The following is a 15,747-nucleotide window of genomic DNA, read 5'->3' as shown; positions in this document are numbered from 1 at the left end:
CTATTAAATCAGCAAAAGATTTTGTTGGTTCTATAAATTGAATATGAGAAGGCTTTACTGTTTTGGTATATCTTTCCAAAACCTTGTCAACCGATCTTCCACGCTCAATAATATCTCTCCTTATTACTCTTATAAGCCTATCATCAGCATCGGCATCAACAAAAACTTTGATATCGCAAATATTACGAAGTTTTGGATTTGTAAAAATCAAGATCCCCTCAACTATTACAACTTTTTTGGGCTGAACAGGAATAACTTCGGGCGAACGGGTACAAGTTAAATATGAATAAATTGGCATTGGAATGGTTTCACCTTTTTTCAATCGACTAATATGGTCTACCAGTAAATCAAATTCAACTGCATTAGGATGATCGAAATTAATTTCAAGCCTTTCCTCAATAGGCATATTACTGTTATCTCTGTAATAAGCATCTTGTGGCATAACAACAACTTCGTCTTTTGGACAACGTTCAATAATTTTTTTGACTACAGTCGTTTTTCCTGAGCCTGTACCTCCTGCTATTCCTATAATTAACATAATCTAATTTTTATCACAATATATGAAGATGTTTTAAATTCTAAAAATATTTCATTAAATTTCTTGAAATTATTATTATGTCATTAACTCATTTGTAAATAATCTAAAAATTAGGTAGTTTTGCTTAAACAAATCATAATTACATGAAAAACATTATAACATTTCTAGCTTGCACAATCATACTATTTTCTTGTAAAAAAGATAAACCGGAAACAATACTTACCATTCCAAGCAGCGCTAATGCTATAATTTCATTCTCAATTCCTGGTCAATTATCAGCAGTTATTAGTCCGGGAGCTCATACTGTTGTTGTAACTATGCCATTTGGAATAAAATTAGACAGTCTTGTGGCAGCAACATATACAATTTCCCCAAGTGCAACTATTAATATTGGCAGCACCCCTCAGGTTAGCGGAGCAACATTAAACAATTTTATTAATACAATTACCTATACAATAACTGCAGAAAACGGAACTGCTATTCAAGACTGGACTATTATTACCAACTATGAAACATATACATATTTATATGAAGATTTTCCTATTGCAAATGAGACATTTTATATGGGCATTGACAGTACTAATTTGCAGGGATATTCGCTTGGAACAACAGGCAAAGGAAATATATGGAATTTTTTAAACTTAGGAACAGAAACAACTGACACATTAGATTTTTTATCACCAAGCTCACATACGGGCGGTTCAAACTTTCCAGGTTCAACAGTAGTAATAAAAGATCATAGCACCTCATTTGATATGTTTGCAAATGTTACATCACTTAAGGCAGAGATTATGGGCATGTATGGCTCAGTTAATAATATTTTGCTCTCTGTTCCAACAACTAACCGTTTAATATATTTAAAATTCCCGTCAGAGTTTGGAGTAAGCTTTACTGATGATGGTGCATTACAAAAAGACACAACTATAACAATGCCTCCTATACCAATTCCTGTAGCTGTTTCATTGCAAGTTGATATTAATAATGAAAGTGAAATTGATGCAAACGGTATAGTTAACACTCCTATTGGTTCATTTAAATGTATTCGTGAACATAATGTACAAATCAGACATACCCAAGTACTGGTAGCTGGTTCGCCATACCTTGATCAATATGACACAACACGTACTTATAATTACTTTAACAAAGAAAAAGGTTATCCTGTAATTATTGTAGAGGTTGATAGCTGGGGAAATATTAAAAAAATTAAACATCAGAAATAATTTACTAATCAAAACTCAAACTATTATGAAAAAAACTTTGATGCTTTTTGCTTTTGCAACAATTTTAATAAGTTCATGTAAAAAAGATGATGACAATAGCAATACAACTCCACTTCCATATAGCTATACTTCATCAGATATAGGTGGTGTTGGTGACACATTCAGAATTGCCATACACAACGTATTACCTGGCGATAACGCTTACCTTTTAGGAGGTATTTCAAGCGGACAGATTTGGGATTATGATTCAATACCGTTTTCTACTAATGTAGATACTTCTATTTTATTAAACCCAAATACCAGTCCTGACTTTAACCTATTTCCAAACTCAAATTTACTTATACCTGAGGGATCACAATCATCTTTATTTTTAAATAAATCTACTCAGCAAATTGATCTTGTTGGAATTACTACAGATATGAATGGCACCCCTTTAAAAGACACTTTAGGAAATCCATGGACTGTAATTAAATTCCCAATGCAACTAGGGGCAAATTATATTGATTCAGGTTCTGTTTCAATTGATGCTCAACTTGATTTTGGAAGTGGTCCTGTACCAGCAAGAGTTAAAATGAAATATAAAATTAATAGCTCAATAGACGCAAGCGGAACTGTTAAAACCCCAACAGGAACTTATGAATGTGTGAGAAATAAAAGAATAGAATATCAGGATATTAATATTTATGCTATTGTTTTAGGACAAGAAGTTCCATCATACTCTACTAAAGATACAACATATAAATATGTTTACTGGACAAAATCTAAAAAATGGAATGTAATTGAGATTGAGACGAATAAAAATGATGTTGTAAAGAGCATCGGATATTTATTAGAGTAATTTCTTTTGCTATTTTTCAATATAAAGACCCAGATAATACTGGGTTTTTTTATCTTTATATAAAACATATTTATTCTTTATTTATATGCGTATATATACTTTTACCAATAAATATTATAACCTAAATCCTAAGTATTGCGTATAGAAAGTTTATTAGAAATTGAACCATGAAACCAAACATAAAACAATACATTCTTTTAAATTTTATTTTATTGTTTTTGTGTGTTTCCGCAGTTGGACAGTCAGAAAATGAAAGTAATATAAATCGAGAAAGAGATAGTCTTTTAAATTTAATTAAGAAATCTAAACCAGACACAAATAGGGTAAAACATTTTATTGCATTGGGAAGCCAATACTTTTATAACACCCCGGATTCCGCCTTATCATATTTTCAAAAAGCATTAGAACTTTCGTCAAAACTTAAAATCAATAAATTTATTGCTAGATGTTATAACATAACTGGTAATTTAAATAGTCAACAAGGTAATTTTGACAAAGCAATGGATTGCTACTTAAAAGCTGTTAAAATATATGAAGCATTAAATGACAGAAAAAAAGTTGCAATGTGCTATAACAATGTTGGACTTGTTCAAAGCGAACAGGGAGAATTCGGAAAGGCTATTGAATATTATTTAAAAGCTTTAAAGATTTTTGAAAAAATTAAAGACAAAAAAGGAATATCACTGATATATAATAACATTGGAATAGTATATTGGAATAAAAAAATATATAATTACGCCTTAGAATTCTATCAGAAATCATTAAAGATTGATATTGAATTAGGGAATATTAAGGGAATGGCAGATGGGTATAACAATATCGGATTATTATATAGCGAACAACTTAATGACAAGAAAGCTATTGATTTTTATTTTAAAGCCTTAAAGCTATACGAAGAATATGGCGATCTTTATGGCATTGCCGGAGTTTATCAAAACATTTCTGCATTATATGTAATTCAAAAACAATATGAAAAAGGAGTATTATTTTCTTTAAAGGGATTAAAAATCGCTGAAAATATTGGCTCTTTACCAATGCAAAAATTAGCATACGAAAACCTCTCTAAAGCTAATGATAGTTTAAGAAACTATAAGAAAGCATTTGAATATTTAAAAGAACAAAGTACATTTAAGGATAGCATTTATAATATTGAAAGCAGTAAACAAATAAAGACGCTTGATGCACGCTATCAAAATGAAAAGAAAGAAAAAGAAATTGCACTTTTAAATAAAGATAAAGAATTACAGAACATTGAAGTTAAAAGGCAAAAAATGCAGATTTATGGATTAATTTTTGGATTTGCATTAATGCTGGCTCTTGCATTTGTTTCTTATAGAAGTTTCAGGCAAAAGAAAAAAGCAAATATTGCATTAGCAGAGCAAAAGTTTATAATTGAAGAAAAAAATGCAGAACTTAATCAACAAAATGAAGAAATTTCGGCACAAAGGGATGAAATAGAAGCACAACGCGATATTGTTACTTCACAAAAAAATCATGTAGAGGAAATTCACAGTAAACTTACTGCCAGCATCAGATACGCAGAACGTATACAACATGCAGTTTTGCCAAGTGAGGAGTTATTTAAAATGCTACTGGCAAATTATTTTATTTTATATAAACCAAAGGATGTTGTTAGCGGTGACTTTTATTGGACAACAATTAAAAAAAATAAACTTTTAGTTGCAATTGCAGATTGTACAGGACATGGAGTTCCCGGAGCTTTTATGAGTATGCTGGGAATATCATTTCTTAACGAAATAACCGCTCAATCTGAATTTATATCTACTTCAAATATTCTAAATTTATTAAGAGATTATATAATAAAATCCCTACAACAACAGGGTATTAGTGGCGAACAAAAAGATGGAATGGATATCTCGTTAATTGCAATAGATCTTGAAACATATAATTTACAATTTTCTGGTGCAAATAATCCTATTTATATAGTTAAAGGGTTAAATTCAAAAGAACAAAATGCAGATTCTGACTTTGAGAATACTAATCCTAAGCTTTATGAACTTAAAGGAGATAAAATGCCTGTTGCTATTCATATAACTATGGATGATTTTTCAAATCAGGAAATGCAATTACATGAAGGCGACACTATATATCTTTTCACAGATGGATACGCAGACCAGTTTGGAGGCAATAAAGGAAAGAAATTTATGTATTCTAAATTTAAAGAATTACTTGTTTCTATTTCTGATATGCCAATGGATAATCAAAAAACAATACTTGATAACAACATATATAATTGGATGAATGATTCTGAAATTAAATATGAGCAAACTGATGATATTACAGTGTTAGGAATTAAGATATAAAAAAAGTCGGTTGATATTATAACAACCGACTCTATATAACAATAACATTAAATACTATTCTAGGCTTCCAACTGCTTTTTCAACTTCTGTAAGTATTTCACATGATTGAACAAGTGCTTTCATTGTATTATGATCAGGATACAATGGACGATCAATATCTAAATAGCTAATATGTTTTCTTATAACATCTTTTGCTACCTGAGTTCCTTTTCCAAAAATAAATTTTTCTTCATATTTTTCGCGTAAATCCAATGCCTGAGCCGCTGCCATAAATTCAATACCTAAAATACCATAAGCGTTATCTAAAATCTGAATATTTTTTATCGCAGTATTCATACCCATTGAAACAAAATCTTCCTGATCTGCTGCTGCAGGTATAGATTGAATTGATGCAGGAGCTGATAATATTCTTTGTTCAACAATTTGCATATCGGCAGTATACTGGCTTAACATCATACCCGAAAACATTCCCGCACCCTTTGTTAGGAATGGAGGTAAACCAACACTTAAAGCAGGATTGTTAAGACGGTTTAATCTTCTTTCGGATAAAACACTAACCATTGTTACGGCAGCACCAATTAAATCCATAGGCAAAGAAACAGGTGTTCCCTGAAAGTTTGCACCAGAAAGTTGAATATTCTCATCTGGGAAGAAAATTGGGTTATCACCTACTCCGTTTAATTCAATCTCAACTTGTGAACGTGCCCATGCAACAGCATCATGAGCTGCACCTATAACCTGTGGAGTAGAACGCATACTGTATGCATCCTGAACTTTTACTTTAATTCTTTTTTCTAACAAATCACCATCAGTAGCAATTCTACGGATTGCAGCAGCACTTCTCATAGCTCCTTTAAATCCGCGTATTTCGTGAATCTTATGATTATAAGGACCAAAGTTTGCCCGTAGGGCTTCCAGCGACATTGTGCAAGCTATTTCAGCTTGTTTCAGCCAGTTATTAACATCGTACAAATAAATTGCACTCATTGCAGTCATTACGTTTGAGCCATTAATAGTAGCTAAACCATCACGTGCCTGTAATCCAGGAACTGAAATTCCTGCCTTTTCTAAAGCTTCTTTTCCGGTTAAAAATTCTCCTTTATAATATGCATGTCCCTCACCCATCATTAAAAGTGCAATTTGTGACATAGGAGCTAAATCTCCACAAGCGCCAACTGAACCTTTTTTGCAAACAAAAGGAGTAACTCCTTTATTTAACATTTCAACCAAAGTTTGAGTAATTTCAAGCCTGCAACCCGAATTACCGTGCGCATGAACATTTATCCTTCCAAGCATTGCTCCACGCACATGCTCTAAGGGCATAGCCTCTCCAATACCTGCGGCATGGTTATAAACTAAGTATTTTTGAAATTCTTTAACCTGATCATCATTCAAAACAACTTCAGAGAATTCGCCAATACCTGTATTAACTCCATACATTATTTCGTGAGCATCAATTTTTCTTTCGAGCATCGCACGACATTTCTGAATTTTTTTTACAGATTCTGGATGTAATTCAACTTTTTCGCCATGACGGGCTACTTTTATTACATCTTCAATTGTAAGACCGCTTCCTTTAACTATTAGTGTCATAGATAAATGTTTTTATTTAAAAAATATTTTAATCTTAAATTAGATTTCCCGAAATAAACAAAAAAAGGCGAGATTTAGAAATGATAAAATTCATCAGATTAGATATAAAATAATTTAAAATTCAATTTTCGTCAAAATTTAGAACTACAACAAGGTTTATAGCTTATATTTGCAAAAAAATAATTTATGCAAATATCTTTTAGATTTTCAGCTTTGATTGTTGGTTTAATTCTTTTTTTTAACACAACAGCTCAAATACCAACCGGATACTACAATTCTGCTGCAGGATTAACAGGAGCCCCCTTAAAAACAGCATTATACAATATTATTAAAGGACATACAGTTCAATCTTATCCATTATGGTCATGGTATGATAATACAGATTTACAAACTAATGGGAAAATATGGGATATTTATTCTGACAATTGTAATTTTACCTTTTCAACTGATCAATGCGGAAGTTATTCTAATATTTGCGACTGCTATAACAACGAACACTCATTTCCAAAAAGTTGGTTTAATGATGTTTCTCCTATGAATTCAGACATTTTTCATATTTATCCCACAGATGGCAAAGTAAACGGAATGCGTTCAAATTATCCATTTGGTGAAACTTCAACAGGAACTGTTTATGGCAACGGAAAATTAGGCAATTCTACTTTTGTAGGTTATACTAACATTGTTTTCGAGCCTGCCGATCAATATAAAGGTGATTTAGCTAGAACTTATTTTTACATGGTTACCAGATATGAAAATGTTGTTGCCAGTTGGGAGAATTATGACACTAATGGAGATGCAATGCTTAACGGGACGTCATTTCCTTGTTTTGAGCCATGGGCTTTATCTTTACTTCTTAAATGGAATACTCAGGATCCGGTTAGTCAAAAAGAAATCGACAGAAATAATAAAATTTATTCATTAGTTCAGCATAATCGTAATCCTTTTATAGATCATCCTGAATGGGTAACCTCTATATGGGGACCAGCTGCAGGAATTAACGACATGGAAAATACTACTTCAGTTTCAATCTTCCCAAACCCAGCAATTTCTTCAATACATATTTCTTTAAATGCAAAAATTAATAAACCTTATGAATTAAGTTTATTTAAATCTGACGGTACAAATATTTTTACAAAACAAGAACTTAGCAAAGAAGAAGAAATTGATTTTTCAGGACTACCTGATGGAGTTTACTTTGTTAAGATAAAATCTGACAGTTTCTCAAAAATAGAAAAAGTTGTAATCATAAAATAATCTTTCTATTTCAGTTTTACTTTATTGCTAAAATTAAATTTCTAACTTTATCCCGTTAACTATTTAATATGGATAATTTATCGTTAAATTTAGTTACCGGCACTACTGAGATTCTTTTCGGAAATTATTCTGAAAAATTAAATCTGGCTACTAAAAACAGACGAATAATTATTATTTGCGATCAAAATGTAAATAAACTTTATCCGTATATTTCACAAAATTACCCGGTTATTAACTTTCTGTCTTTAGAATCAGAAAAAACTTTAGTTAAAGTTGAACAGATTTATAATAAACTAATTGAACTAAAGGCTGACAGATCTACATTAATAGTTGCAATTGGTGGAGGAATAGTTTGTGACATAACAGGATTTATTGCCTCAACTTTTTATCGGGGATTACCTTTTATATTAATTCCAACATCGCTCTTAGCTATGGTGGATGCCTCAATTGGAGGTAAAAATGGGGTTAACTTTAATAACCACAAAAACATTATTGGTACGATACGTCAACCAGAATCAATTATTATTGATACAACCTTTTTAAGCACCCTTCCACGTGAAGAATTTAAAAATGGGATATCTGAAATAATAAAACATTCAATAATTTCAGGAGAACAATTTTATAATTCTTTACTTAATAATACTGAATTAAGATCCGGTGTAGTAAACTATAACATTATAAAATCTGCAATTCAAACGAAAACCGAAATTGTTTCGCTTGATCCTTTCGAAAACGGAATCAGAAGAATTCTAAATTTCGGACATACTATTGGACATATTATTGAACTAAAAGAAGGAATAAGCCACGGCAAGGCTATCGCTATAGGGATGATGATGACAACTAAACTTTCCGTATATTTTAACTATTGCAACAACTCTATTGTTGAAAATCTTTTTAATTTGTTATCATTTTATGAGCTTCCTGTAAAAACCACTTTAAACATTAAAGATATTATTGAATTTATGGAATTTGATAAAAAGAAAACCAATGATTCACTACACTTTGTTTTTGTTTCAGATATTGGAAAATTAACGTATAATAAAATCTCTATTGAAAATTTAAAGAAGGGTCTTTTATCCGTTTTCGATTAATTATGAAAATTATTATTCATCCATCTAAAATTGATGGAAAGCTTAGCGCTCCTACATCAAAAAGTGTAGCACAACGTGCTATAGCAATTGCTTCCATTACAAAGGGAGCAAGTTTTATTAAGAATATAACATGGTCTGATGATGTAATTGCCGCACTTTCAATTGCAGAAAGTCTTGGTTCGCAAATAAAAGTAACACAAGACTCGCTAAAAGTAGAAGGCGGAAATGACATAGAATCTGATACCCTTAATTGCAACGAATCCGGGTTATGTATGCGTATGTTTGCACCAATTGCTGCATTATTTGAAAAACAATTAACGTTAATTGCTTCTGGTAGTTTATTGTTAAGACCTGCAGGCATGATCGAAGAAGCACTTAATAAATTAGGGGTCTCATGCACCACAAATAATGGAAAACCACCTATAAAAATAACAGGTCCGATTAAAACAGGAAACATTAACATAGATGCATCAATAAGTTCGCAATTAATTACAGGTTTATTAATTTCATTACCAACTATAAACAATGACAGTTTCTTAGAAGTTGATAATTTAGTAAGCAAACAATATGTAGATGTAACACTATCTGTAATGAATTCTTTTGGTGTTTCAATAAAAAATAATAACTACAAGCAATTTGTTATTAAGGGCAACCAAACATATAAACCAGCAGAGATAAATATTGAAGGGGATTGGAGCAGTAGTAGTTTTTTACTTGTAGCTGCTGCAATTTCTGGAAAAATAACAATAACAAATCTTTCATTAAACAGTTTTCAACCTGATAAAAACATTATTGATGTACTAGAACAGACAGGAGCAAAAATTAAATTCAATAACAATACTTTTACTTGCAAACACAGCCAGTTAAAAGCATTTAACTTTGACGCAACTGATTGCCCTGATCTTTTTCCACCATTAGTTGCTTTGGCATCAAACTGCAATGGTAAAAGTACTATTACCGGAATTAATCGTTTAATTCACAAAGAAAGTAATCGTCTCGAAGTTCTTATTCGTGAGTTTTCTAAAATGGGAGTAAAAATTAGCCAAAAGAACAACTCACTTGAAATAGAACGAGGAAAATTAATTTCTACAGAAATAAATCCCGAAAATGATCATAGAATAGCAATGGCAGCAGCTATTGCATATCTTGGAAGTAATGAAATTATAACAATAAATCAGGCAGAATGCGTAAGAAAATCTTATCCTGGATTTTGGGAAGAAATTAAATGTATGGGCATTAAAGCAGAAGTAGTAAATGGCTAATAATAAATGGTGGTTTGAAGAAGAAGGTGGATTAAAACTTATTAAGTTTTCACATTTCGAACAATATTCTAATTTTGTTTATTTCATAACAACACGTCATACAGGAAAAAGTACAGGTCAGTTAGCTTCATTTAACCTGGGATTTCAAGAATATGATAGTACTGAAAATGTAATTGCAAACCGAAAATCGCTTGCAAATTATCACAACATACCATTTGATTCATTTATTTTTTTACGACAAACCCATAGTAACAATATAAAGATTGTTGATGATTCTGATAAAGCAAAAGGTCTTCTTTCAAAAACAGATGCTATACAAGATACAGATGGATATATTTTAACAAAGCCGGATATTTGTCCTATTGTTATGACTGCAGATTGTGTTCCTGTCATTTTATTGGATCCGATAAAAAATATTGCCGGTGTATTTCATGCAGGATGGCGAGGAACACTTAAACTAATTGCCCAAAAAGGATTAAAAATAATGCAAAACATTTATGGAACTAATCCTGCTGATGTTCTTGTATCAATAGGTCCTTCAATTGGTCCATGTTGTTATGAAGTAGGTAACGAAGTTATTGACGAAGTTAAAAAGATCTTCCCATACAACTTTGATGAACTTATTATAAAAAAAGATAACAAAAAAACACATTTAGATTTATGGACTGCAAATAAAATTCAGCTTAAACATGTAGGTATTATTGAAAGTAACATCATTATTTGTAATTCATGTACCTATCACAATCCAGAAACTTTTTTCTCGTACAGGTTTTCAAAAGGCGTTACGGGCAGAATGGGAACAGGAATTTATTTAAGAAGTAATTCTGCTATTTAACCAGTCTCTTGCTGATTTTAGATCTTTAAAAACCTCACAAATCCAACCTATTTCTGAAATTTCTTTTTTGTATATTTCTAATGATTCTATAAACACGCTATCATTACTAACTATAGCAACCAACATTGATTTATTCCAGATAGAGGCAGATTTATCAAGAATTCCAATTATCTCCATTTCCTCATCTGAAAAAACATTTTCTTTAGACTCAGTAAAATCCCAAAGCTGATATTTCATTTTCTCAAATTTATCATATGAATATAAAATATTATCAATATTAATAACATCTTTCCCTGTAGAATTATCCTTAAACTCTACAAAAACGCCCCTTTTTTCCCAATTAATTTTATATCCCATATAATTGAAATAAATTAGATTATTCAAAGACTATTTATAATCTTAAATAACTAATTATATGCTAAAATAAATTGTTTTTAACTTAAAACCAAATTATTAAATAAAAAAAGCTGTGATCACTCACAGCTTTTGAAATATAGTGCAATATGTTAATTTATCTTGTGAACTCTTTTCGTAATTATTTTTGAACCATCATCAATTGTCAACAAATACACTCCTGCTTTATAACCTTCCATATTTATTATTGCATTATTAGTTCCGGCAGAAATTTCTTTAGAAATTATTTTTTCTCCTATTAAATTATAAATGCTTGCTTTAATTTTATTTTCAGTTGCTAGCAAAAACTCAATATTTACTATCTCAGTTACAGGATTGGGGAATATTTTTATTTCATCAATTAATGTAGCCACAGTGTTTGAAATTGCTGTTATTACTGCGTTATTCCACTTCCATATTCCTCCATCTGTTGAATTGGTATTAAATCCACCGGCCCAACCGGTATTAATATCGAAGAAGCTAACTGTTGTATATTGTACAGAACCTGTATCAATATCTAAAAATGAAGAACAGTCATTAACACTGTATGAAGAACCAGGATTTGTTGTTGCTGAACTAACACTCGCACTTACATTAACCCATGTTGAAGTTGTACCGGGAATAAAATCCAATTCCGGTGATTTTACAAAGAAACCTGTTGGATTAAAAGTTGTCCATGTTGTTCCACCGTCAATAGTTTTTTTCATGCCAATATATGTATAAGGTGAGGCATTCTGTGTTCCTGTAACAAATCCCACATTAGCATCTTTAAATACAGGTTTAACAATTGCAGATGTGCCCAAACCAGTAGCCGAAACAGTCCATGTTAAACCTTTATTACTCGATTTATAAACTCTTCCACTCGATGTTCCAAACCAAATTGTATTTCCAAATGCATCATATAAATTGGTAATACCAGCTTCTCCGGATAAACAATTTGGAAGGCTTGCAATAGAAACCTGCGTCCATGTAGTACCTCCATTGGCTGTAGTATATATTACAAAATCATTACCTGCAGGATCGCCAACACAAACTCCATCATTAGTATTAAAAAAATGTACAAAATCTAACCAACTTGTTGAAAAACCTGGTGAGTTTGCAGTCGACCATGTATTTCCTGCATCAACAGTTTTTACGATAACACCACCTGTTGACCCTGTTGGAAACATTGCAGCATAGCAGATACTATCATCAAAAGCAAAAATATTTGCAACACCATAGTTTGTTGCATTTGTAAAATTTATCACTCCGGGAGTCCATGTAATTCCTCCATTTACAGTACGTGTAAATTCTCTTACAGTAGTTGTTCCACCCGATCCGTCAAATGCTTTTGCCCAAACAGTATAAGGATTTACAATAAACACCTGATCAATTCCACGTGAAGCAGTTGCAAAACCCGTATTTTGTTTAATCCATGCTGAAGGCGTACCTCCAACATTAATATAAGAACTTCTTATTTTTGTATCAGAACCAGTGCCATTTGTTACAGTCAATGACACCTGATAAATTCCGGGTGTATTATATGTAATTGTTGGAAATTGCACATTTGATGTTGATGGAGTGCCACCATCAAAAGTCCAGTTCCATGAAGTTGGGTTATTTGTAGAATTATCAGTAAAGTTTACAATCCCCGCAACCGGTGGTGTTACATTATCAGCTACAAAATCTGCTAATGGTGCACTTGATGGAGGTTTTATTCTAATTACCGCAGAATTGTCTTCATTAAAAGTATCACCAATCGGATTTAAACTTCCTATTGCAAAGTAACCATTTGCCATACCTCCCCATCCCCAATTAAAATGAAACTGGTTTGAGGTATTATAACCATCACAAACAAAAGCGTGTCCTCCTTGAGGTCCAGTGCCAGAGTAGTAGATAGGATGAGAAGCATCTAATTCGCCTTTGAGCATATTAATCCAATTTGCTGAAGTAAAATTTGCAAGAAATTTTATCTCTGCACTAGGTGAATAATTAAAATAACTTATTAATGCATTAGGCACATCAAAAGAATATGCTCCGGATGCACTTGGGCTATAATCCATATCAACAGAAACTCCTGCATGATACATAAGAGTTGCTACCGCTGTTTTTTGGGTTGCTGTTGAACCGCCAGAATAACTGTTTAGCATATTTGCCCATTGATATGTTGTTGCTCCAAAGTTAGCAGTTAAAGCACCATAGGTAGCATGTGTATAAGTATGTGTTCCAACTCCGGTAGTTGGATAATTCCAATATTTCATTATCTGAGCCATTGCAGTTGCAACACACCCGGTAACAGAACCTGAAGGACATAGATTATTATAAGGTGATGACTGATCCCAAGTTGTTGCACATAATGGATTAACAGCCTGTGTTGACTTATTAAATTGGTTATTTAATATTTTATTCCATTCCTTAACGGTTTCCTTATTGCTTAAATTATTATTAACAATGTGCCTAATATGATTATTATAATTCTCTAGCCAACCTGCAGCATTTAGAGGAATATTATTTTTATCAAATGTTTCTAATGTAGAATAACCTAAAATTGGTAATACAGCATCATCTGCTGCTACTATCACAAAGCCACCGGCATTAAAAACAAACACATAAAAAGTTGTAATCTGTTCCGACTTATAGACAACCACATCACTTACAGTAAAATCAGTTGTCTTTTCTGCATAATGTTTGTAAACATTTACAGCAACAGTTTGTGCAGACTGAAATGAAACAGGAGCTGCAAAAAGTCCAATACTAATTACCAGCAATAAAAAAACAATGTAAAGCTTTTTCATAAAATTTGATTTATTGTTACAGTTAATCAAAGGTATTTAAAATTTTAATTAAAAGTCAGACCATTTGTAAAAGCATTTGGTTGCACAAAGAAACCTTTATGCAGAACATTAAATTAGTAAACACAGGAAAGAAGAGGCAAGAAGATTAACTCTCTTCTATTATGTATAGTTTATTGTCTTCTACCTTATAATATAAAGGTACAATTATAACTTTTGGATATCTGTTTCTTAAACGTACAGTTTCGCTTAAAATAAAATCTATTTCACTCCCTATTTCAAACATTGGCGCATAATGCATAAAATGTTCTTCAGCCTTTTCTCTTTCCCAGCCGGCAGTGTCAACCAAACCATTTATAAATTCATTTTTTCGGGACACTAAATTTACCATTCCGCAATGATTATGAGCTATAAGTACAATATGTGCTACCTCACCTACAGCAATTGCATATGAAACTTTAAATTCGCTATACCTTAAATTTGCACCACCTGAACGAATAATAAAAGCAAAATTATCGGGCATATGTAAATGTTTTCGATTATCCATACACATTCCTACTAAAAGCTGAGCTTTTTCATAAAGAATATATGGCCTATTGAGATTATGATATTCAAAAAGAAGACCAATTGGCGTATTTCTATACTCAGGAAGAATATCTTCGTATGAATTTATTGAAATAAGATTTTTCAATTTTTTGTGTTATTAATATTAAGATGCTTTTGTTGATACAACAAAATTTTCTTTCTCTTTTTTTTCATTTTCAAATACCCTTCCCCACTTAATTAATACCCAAATCCTTTCGTGAAAATAGAAAAGAATAATTTTTGTAATTATTTCTGATAAACCTAATTTAAAAGCGCCTACCCATTTTCCCGTTACAAACCAGGATAAAACAGTTGAATCAATTGATCCTACTAATCTCCATGAGATCCCTTTTACAAAGCTGCGCCAGTGTGCTACTCTTCCATCATTAAACCTTCCCAATTTTATAATATTCCATAATCTTTCATGTAAGAAATACAGTAATATCTTCGTCATTAATTCTAACACAGCAATAGATCCTGCATGTTTTGCATTATCAAAAATTAACCATGAAAGTAAAAATGTATCTATTGAGCCAAAAACTCGCCAACTCACTCCCTTTACAATGCTTCTAAGGTTAGTATCTTTCATTTAAAAATGTAAATATGTAGCAAAGATACTATAAATATTTTAATAGTCCACCTAGGCTATAGAATATGTGACCAAAAAAGAACTTAATTTTCATTTAAATCCTTAACAATAAAGCAATATCCTCCTTCAAGAATTAAATAGCCATAATCATAGCAAAAATAATATGAGCTTCCTTTTTTGGTTGTATATATATGAGTAAAATATGTGAAATTAAATCCTTTTTGAATTAAAGTTTCTCGCGAAACTTTTGTTTTTTTATTTTCTGTAAAAGTCAAAAGTATTTTTCTGTTTTTTCTTAAAATATTATTAACGTTTCTCATAAGAGAGGTAACGTTGCTATGTGTTCTATTGTTATAAGAATTACGACAAGCATCAGAACAAAATTTTTGATCGGCACGACCATGCAATGCTTCGCTGCATTCAAGACAATTTCGTTGTGCATTCTCCATACAAA

The 15,747-nt window shown here is 31.5% G+C and carries 14 protein-coding genes; 7 read left to right on the top strand and 7 right to left on the bottom strand.

Annotated elements, in window-relative coordinates; all coding sequences use genetic code 11:
- Window positions 1-538: uridine kinase (udk, locus tag HY951_00395; protein ID MBI5538491.1), on the bottom strand; the 538-nt coding region annotated here is incomplete at its 3' end.
- 143 nt (window positions 539-681) lie between these two features.
- Here udk and HY951_00390 point away from each other — a divergent pair.
- The 3 genes from HY951_00390 to HY951_00380 all read left to right on the top strand — a co-directional run bounded on the left by HY951_00390 (window position 682) and on the right by HY951_00380 (window position 4,920).
- Window positions 682-1,758 (top strand): hypothetical protein, encoded by a 1,077-nt coding sequence (locus HY951_00390; GenBank protein MBI5538490.1) that lies wholly within the window; start codon window positions 682-684, stop codon window positions 1,756-1,758.
- 25 nt (window positions 1,759-1,783) lie between these two features.
- A complete protein-coding gene (locus HY951_00385) occupies window positions 1,784-2,596 on the top strand; it encodes a hypothetical protein (GenBank protein MBI5538489.1) in 813 nt (270 codons plus the stop codon).
- A gap of 167 nt (window positions 2,597-2,763) precedes the next feature.
- Window positions 2,764-4,920: a tetratricopeptide repeat protein gene (locus HY951_00380; protein ID MBI5538488.1), complete on the top strand. Its 2,157-nt coding sequence runs from the start codon at window positions 2,764-2,766 to the stop codon at window positions 4,918-4,920.
- Between the two features lie 54 nt (window positions 4,921-4,974).
- Here the strand turns inward: HY951_00380 and HY951_00375 are convergent, their stop codons facing one another.
- Complete coding sequence (locus HY951_00375; protein ID MBI5538487.1) at window positions 4,975-6,513, bottom strand: aromatic amino acid lyase; 1,539 nt, start codon at window positions 6,511-6,513, stop codon at window positions 4,975-4,977.
- Window positions 6,514-6,699: 186 nt separating this feature from the next.
- Between HY951_00375 and HY951_00370 the strand changes: the two genes are divergently transcribed.
- The 4 genes from HY951_00370 (at window position 6,700) to pgeF (ending at window position 10,955) form a co-directional block, all read left to right on the top strand.
- Complete coding sequence (locus tag HY951_00370; protein ID MBI5538486.1) at window positions 6,700-7,767, top strand: endonuclease; 1,068 nt, start codon at window positions 6,700-6,702, stop codon at window positions 7,765-7,767.
- A gap of 68 nt (window positions 7,768-7,835) precedes the next feature.
- Entirely contained in the window at window positions 7,836-8,858 is a 1,023-nt protein-coding gene (gene aroB / locus HY951_00365) for a 3-dehydroquinate synthase (GenBank protein ID MBI5538485.1), read from the top strand.
- A 2-nt stretch (window positions 8,859-8,860) separates the two neighbouring features.
- On the top strand, window positions 8,861-10,120 hold the full coding sequence (gene aroA / locus HY951_00360) for a 3-phosphoshikimate 1-carboxyvinyltransferase (GenBank protein MBI5538484.1): 1,260 nt from the start codon (window positions 8,861-8,863) through the stop codon (window positions 10,118-10,120).
- Window positions 10,113-10,955 carry a peptidoglycan editing factor PgeF gene (gene pgeF / locus HY951_00355; GenBank protein ID MBI5538483.1) on the top strand — a complete coding sequence of 281 codons (843 nt, stop codon included), beginning with the start codon at window positions 10,113-10,115 and terminating at the stop codon, window positions 10,953-10,955. Before aroA ends, pgeF begins: the two co-directional genes overlap by 8 nt.
- Here pgeF and HY951_00350 read toward each other — a convergent pair.
- The 5 genes from HY951_00350 to HY951_00330 form a co-directional block, all read right to left on the bottom strand.
- Window positions 10,932-11,312 (bottom strand): hypothetical protein, encoded by a 381-nt coding sequence (locus HY951_00350; protein MBI5538482.1) that lies wholly within the window; start codon window positions 11,310-11,312, stop codon window positions 10,932-10,934. The two genes, pgeF and HY951_00350, sit on opposite strands and share 24 nt — an antisense overlap.
- A gap of 149 nt (window positions 11,313-11,461) precedes the next feature.
- A complete protein-coding gene (locus HY951_00345; protein MBI5538481.1) occupies window positions 11,462-14,122 on the bottom strand; it encodes a C10 family peptidase in 2,661 nt (886 codons plus the stop codon).
- A 145-nt stretch (window positions 14,123-14,267) separates the two neighbouring features.
- The gene (locus HY951_00340) at window positions 14,268-14,810 is read right to left on the bottom strand and encodes a carbonic anhydrase (GenBank protein MBI5538480.1); all 543 of its coding nucleotides are present in this window, start codon (window positions 14,808-14,810) and stop codon (window positions 14,268-14,270) included.
- Window positions 14,811-14,828: 18 nt separating this feature from the next.
- On the bottom strand, window positions 14,829-15,293 hold the full coding sequence (locus HY951_00335; GenBank protein MBI5538479.1) for a DUF2061 domain-containing protein: 465 nt from the start codon (window positions 15,291-15,293) through the stop codon (window positions 14,829-14,831).
- An 83-nt stretch (window positions 15,294-15,376) separates the two neighbouring features.
- Window positions 15,377-15,742, bottom strand: a complete 366-nt coding sequence (locus HY951_00330) for a hypothetical protein (protein MBI5538478.1) — start codon at window positions 15,740-15,742, stop codon at window positions 15,377-15,379.
- Window positions 15,743-15,747 lie beyond the last annotated feature (5 nt).

It is taken from the genome of Bacteroidia bacterium, assembly GCA_016218155.1.
Lineage (GTDB): Bacteria > Bacteroidota > Bacteroidia > Bacteroidales > GWA2-32-17 > GWA2-32-17.
The sequence above is the reverse complement of the archived record's forward strand: the minus strand, read 5'-3'. Positions and strand labels throughout refer to the sequence as shown.

What these genes read in the sequence shown, in the direction of transcription:
- HY951_00370 (MBI5538486.1), top strand. Translation starts at nt 6,700, where the DNA reads ATGCAAATATCTTTTAGATTTTCAGCTTTGATTGTTGGTTTAATTCTT.
- HY951_00385 (MBI5538489.1), top strand. Translation starts at nt 1,784, where the DNA reads ATGAAAAAAACTTTGATGCTTTTTGCTTTTGCAACAATTTTAATAAGT.
- HY951_00330 (MBI5538478.1), bottom strand. Translation starts at nt 15,742, where the DNA reads ATGGAGAATGCACAACGAAATTGTCTTGAATGCAGCGAAGCATTGCAT.
- aroB (MBI5538485.1), top strand. Translation starts at nt 7,836, where the DNA reads ATGGATAATTTATCGTTAAATTTAGTTACCGGCACTACTGAGATTCTT.
- HY951_00375 (MBI5538487.1), bottom strand. Translation starts at nt 6,513, where the DNA reads ATGACACTAATAGTTAAAGGAAGCGGTCTTACAATTGAAGATGTAATA.
- HY951_00345 (MBI5538481.1), bottom strand. Translation starts at nt 14,122, where the DNA reads ATGAAAAAGCTTTACATTGTTTTTTTATTGCTGGTAATTAGTATTGGA.
- pgeF (MBI5538483.1), top strand. Translation starts at nt 10,113, where the DNA reads ATGGCTAATAATAAATGGTGGTTTGAAGAAGAAGGTGGATTAAAACTT.
- aroA (MBI5538484.1), top strand. Translation starts at nt 8,861, where the DNA reads ATGAAAATTATTATTCATCCATCTAAAATTGATGGAAAGCTTAGCGCT.
- HY951_00390 (MBI5538490.1), top strand. Translation starts at nt 682, where the DNA reads ATGAAAAACATTATAACATTTCTAGCTTGCACAATCATACTATTTTCT.
- HY951_00335 (MBI5538479.1), bottom strand. Translation starts at nt 15,293, where the DNA reads ATGAAAGATACTAACCTTAGAAGCATTGTAAAGGGAGTGAGTTGGCGA.
- HY951_00350 (MBI5538482.1), bottom strand. Translation starts at nt 11,312, where the DNA reads ATGGGATATAAAATTAATTGGGAAAAAAGGGGCGTTTTTGTAGAGTTT.
- HY951_00380 (MBI5538488.1), top strand. Translation starts at nt 2,764, where the DNA reads ATGAAACCAAACATAAAACAATACATTCTTTTAAATTTTATTTTATTG.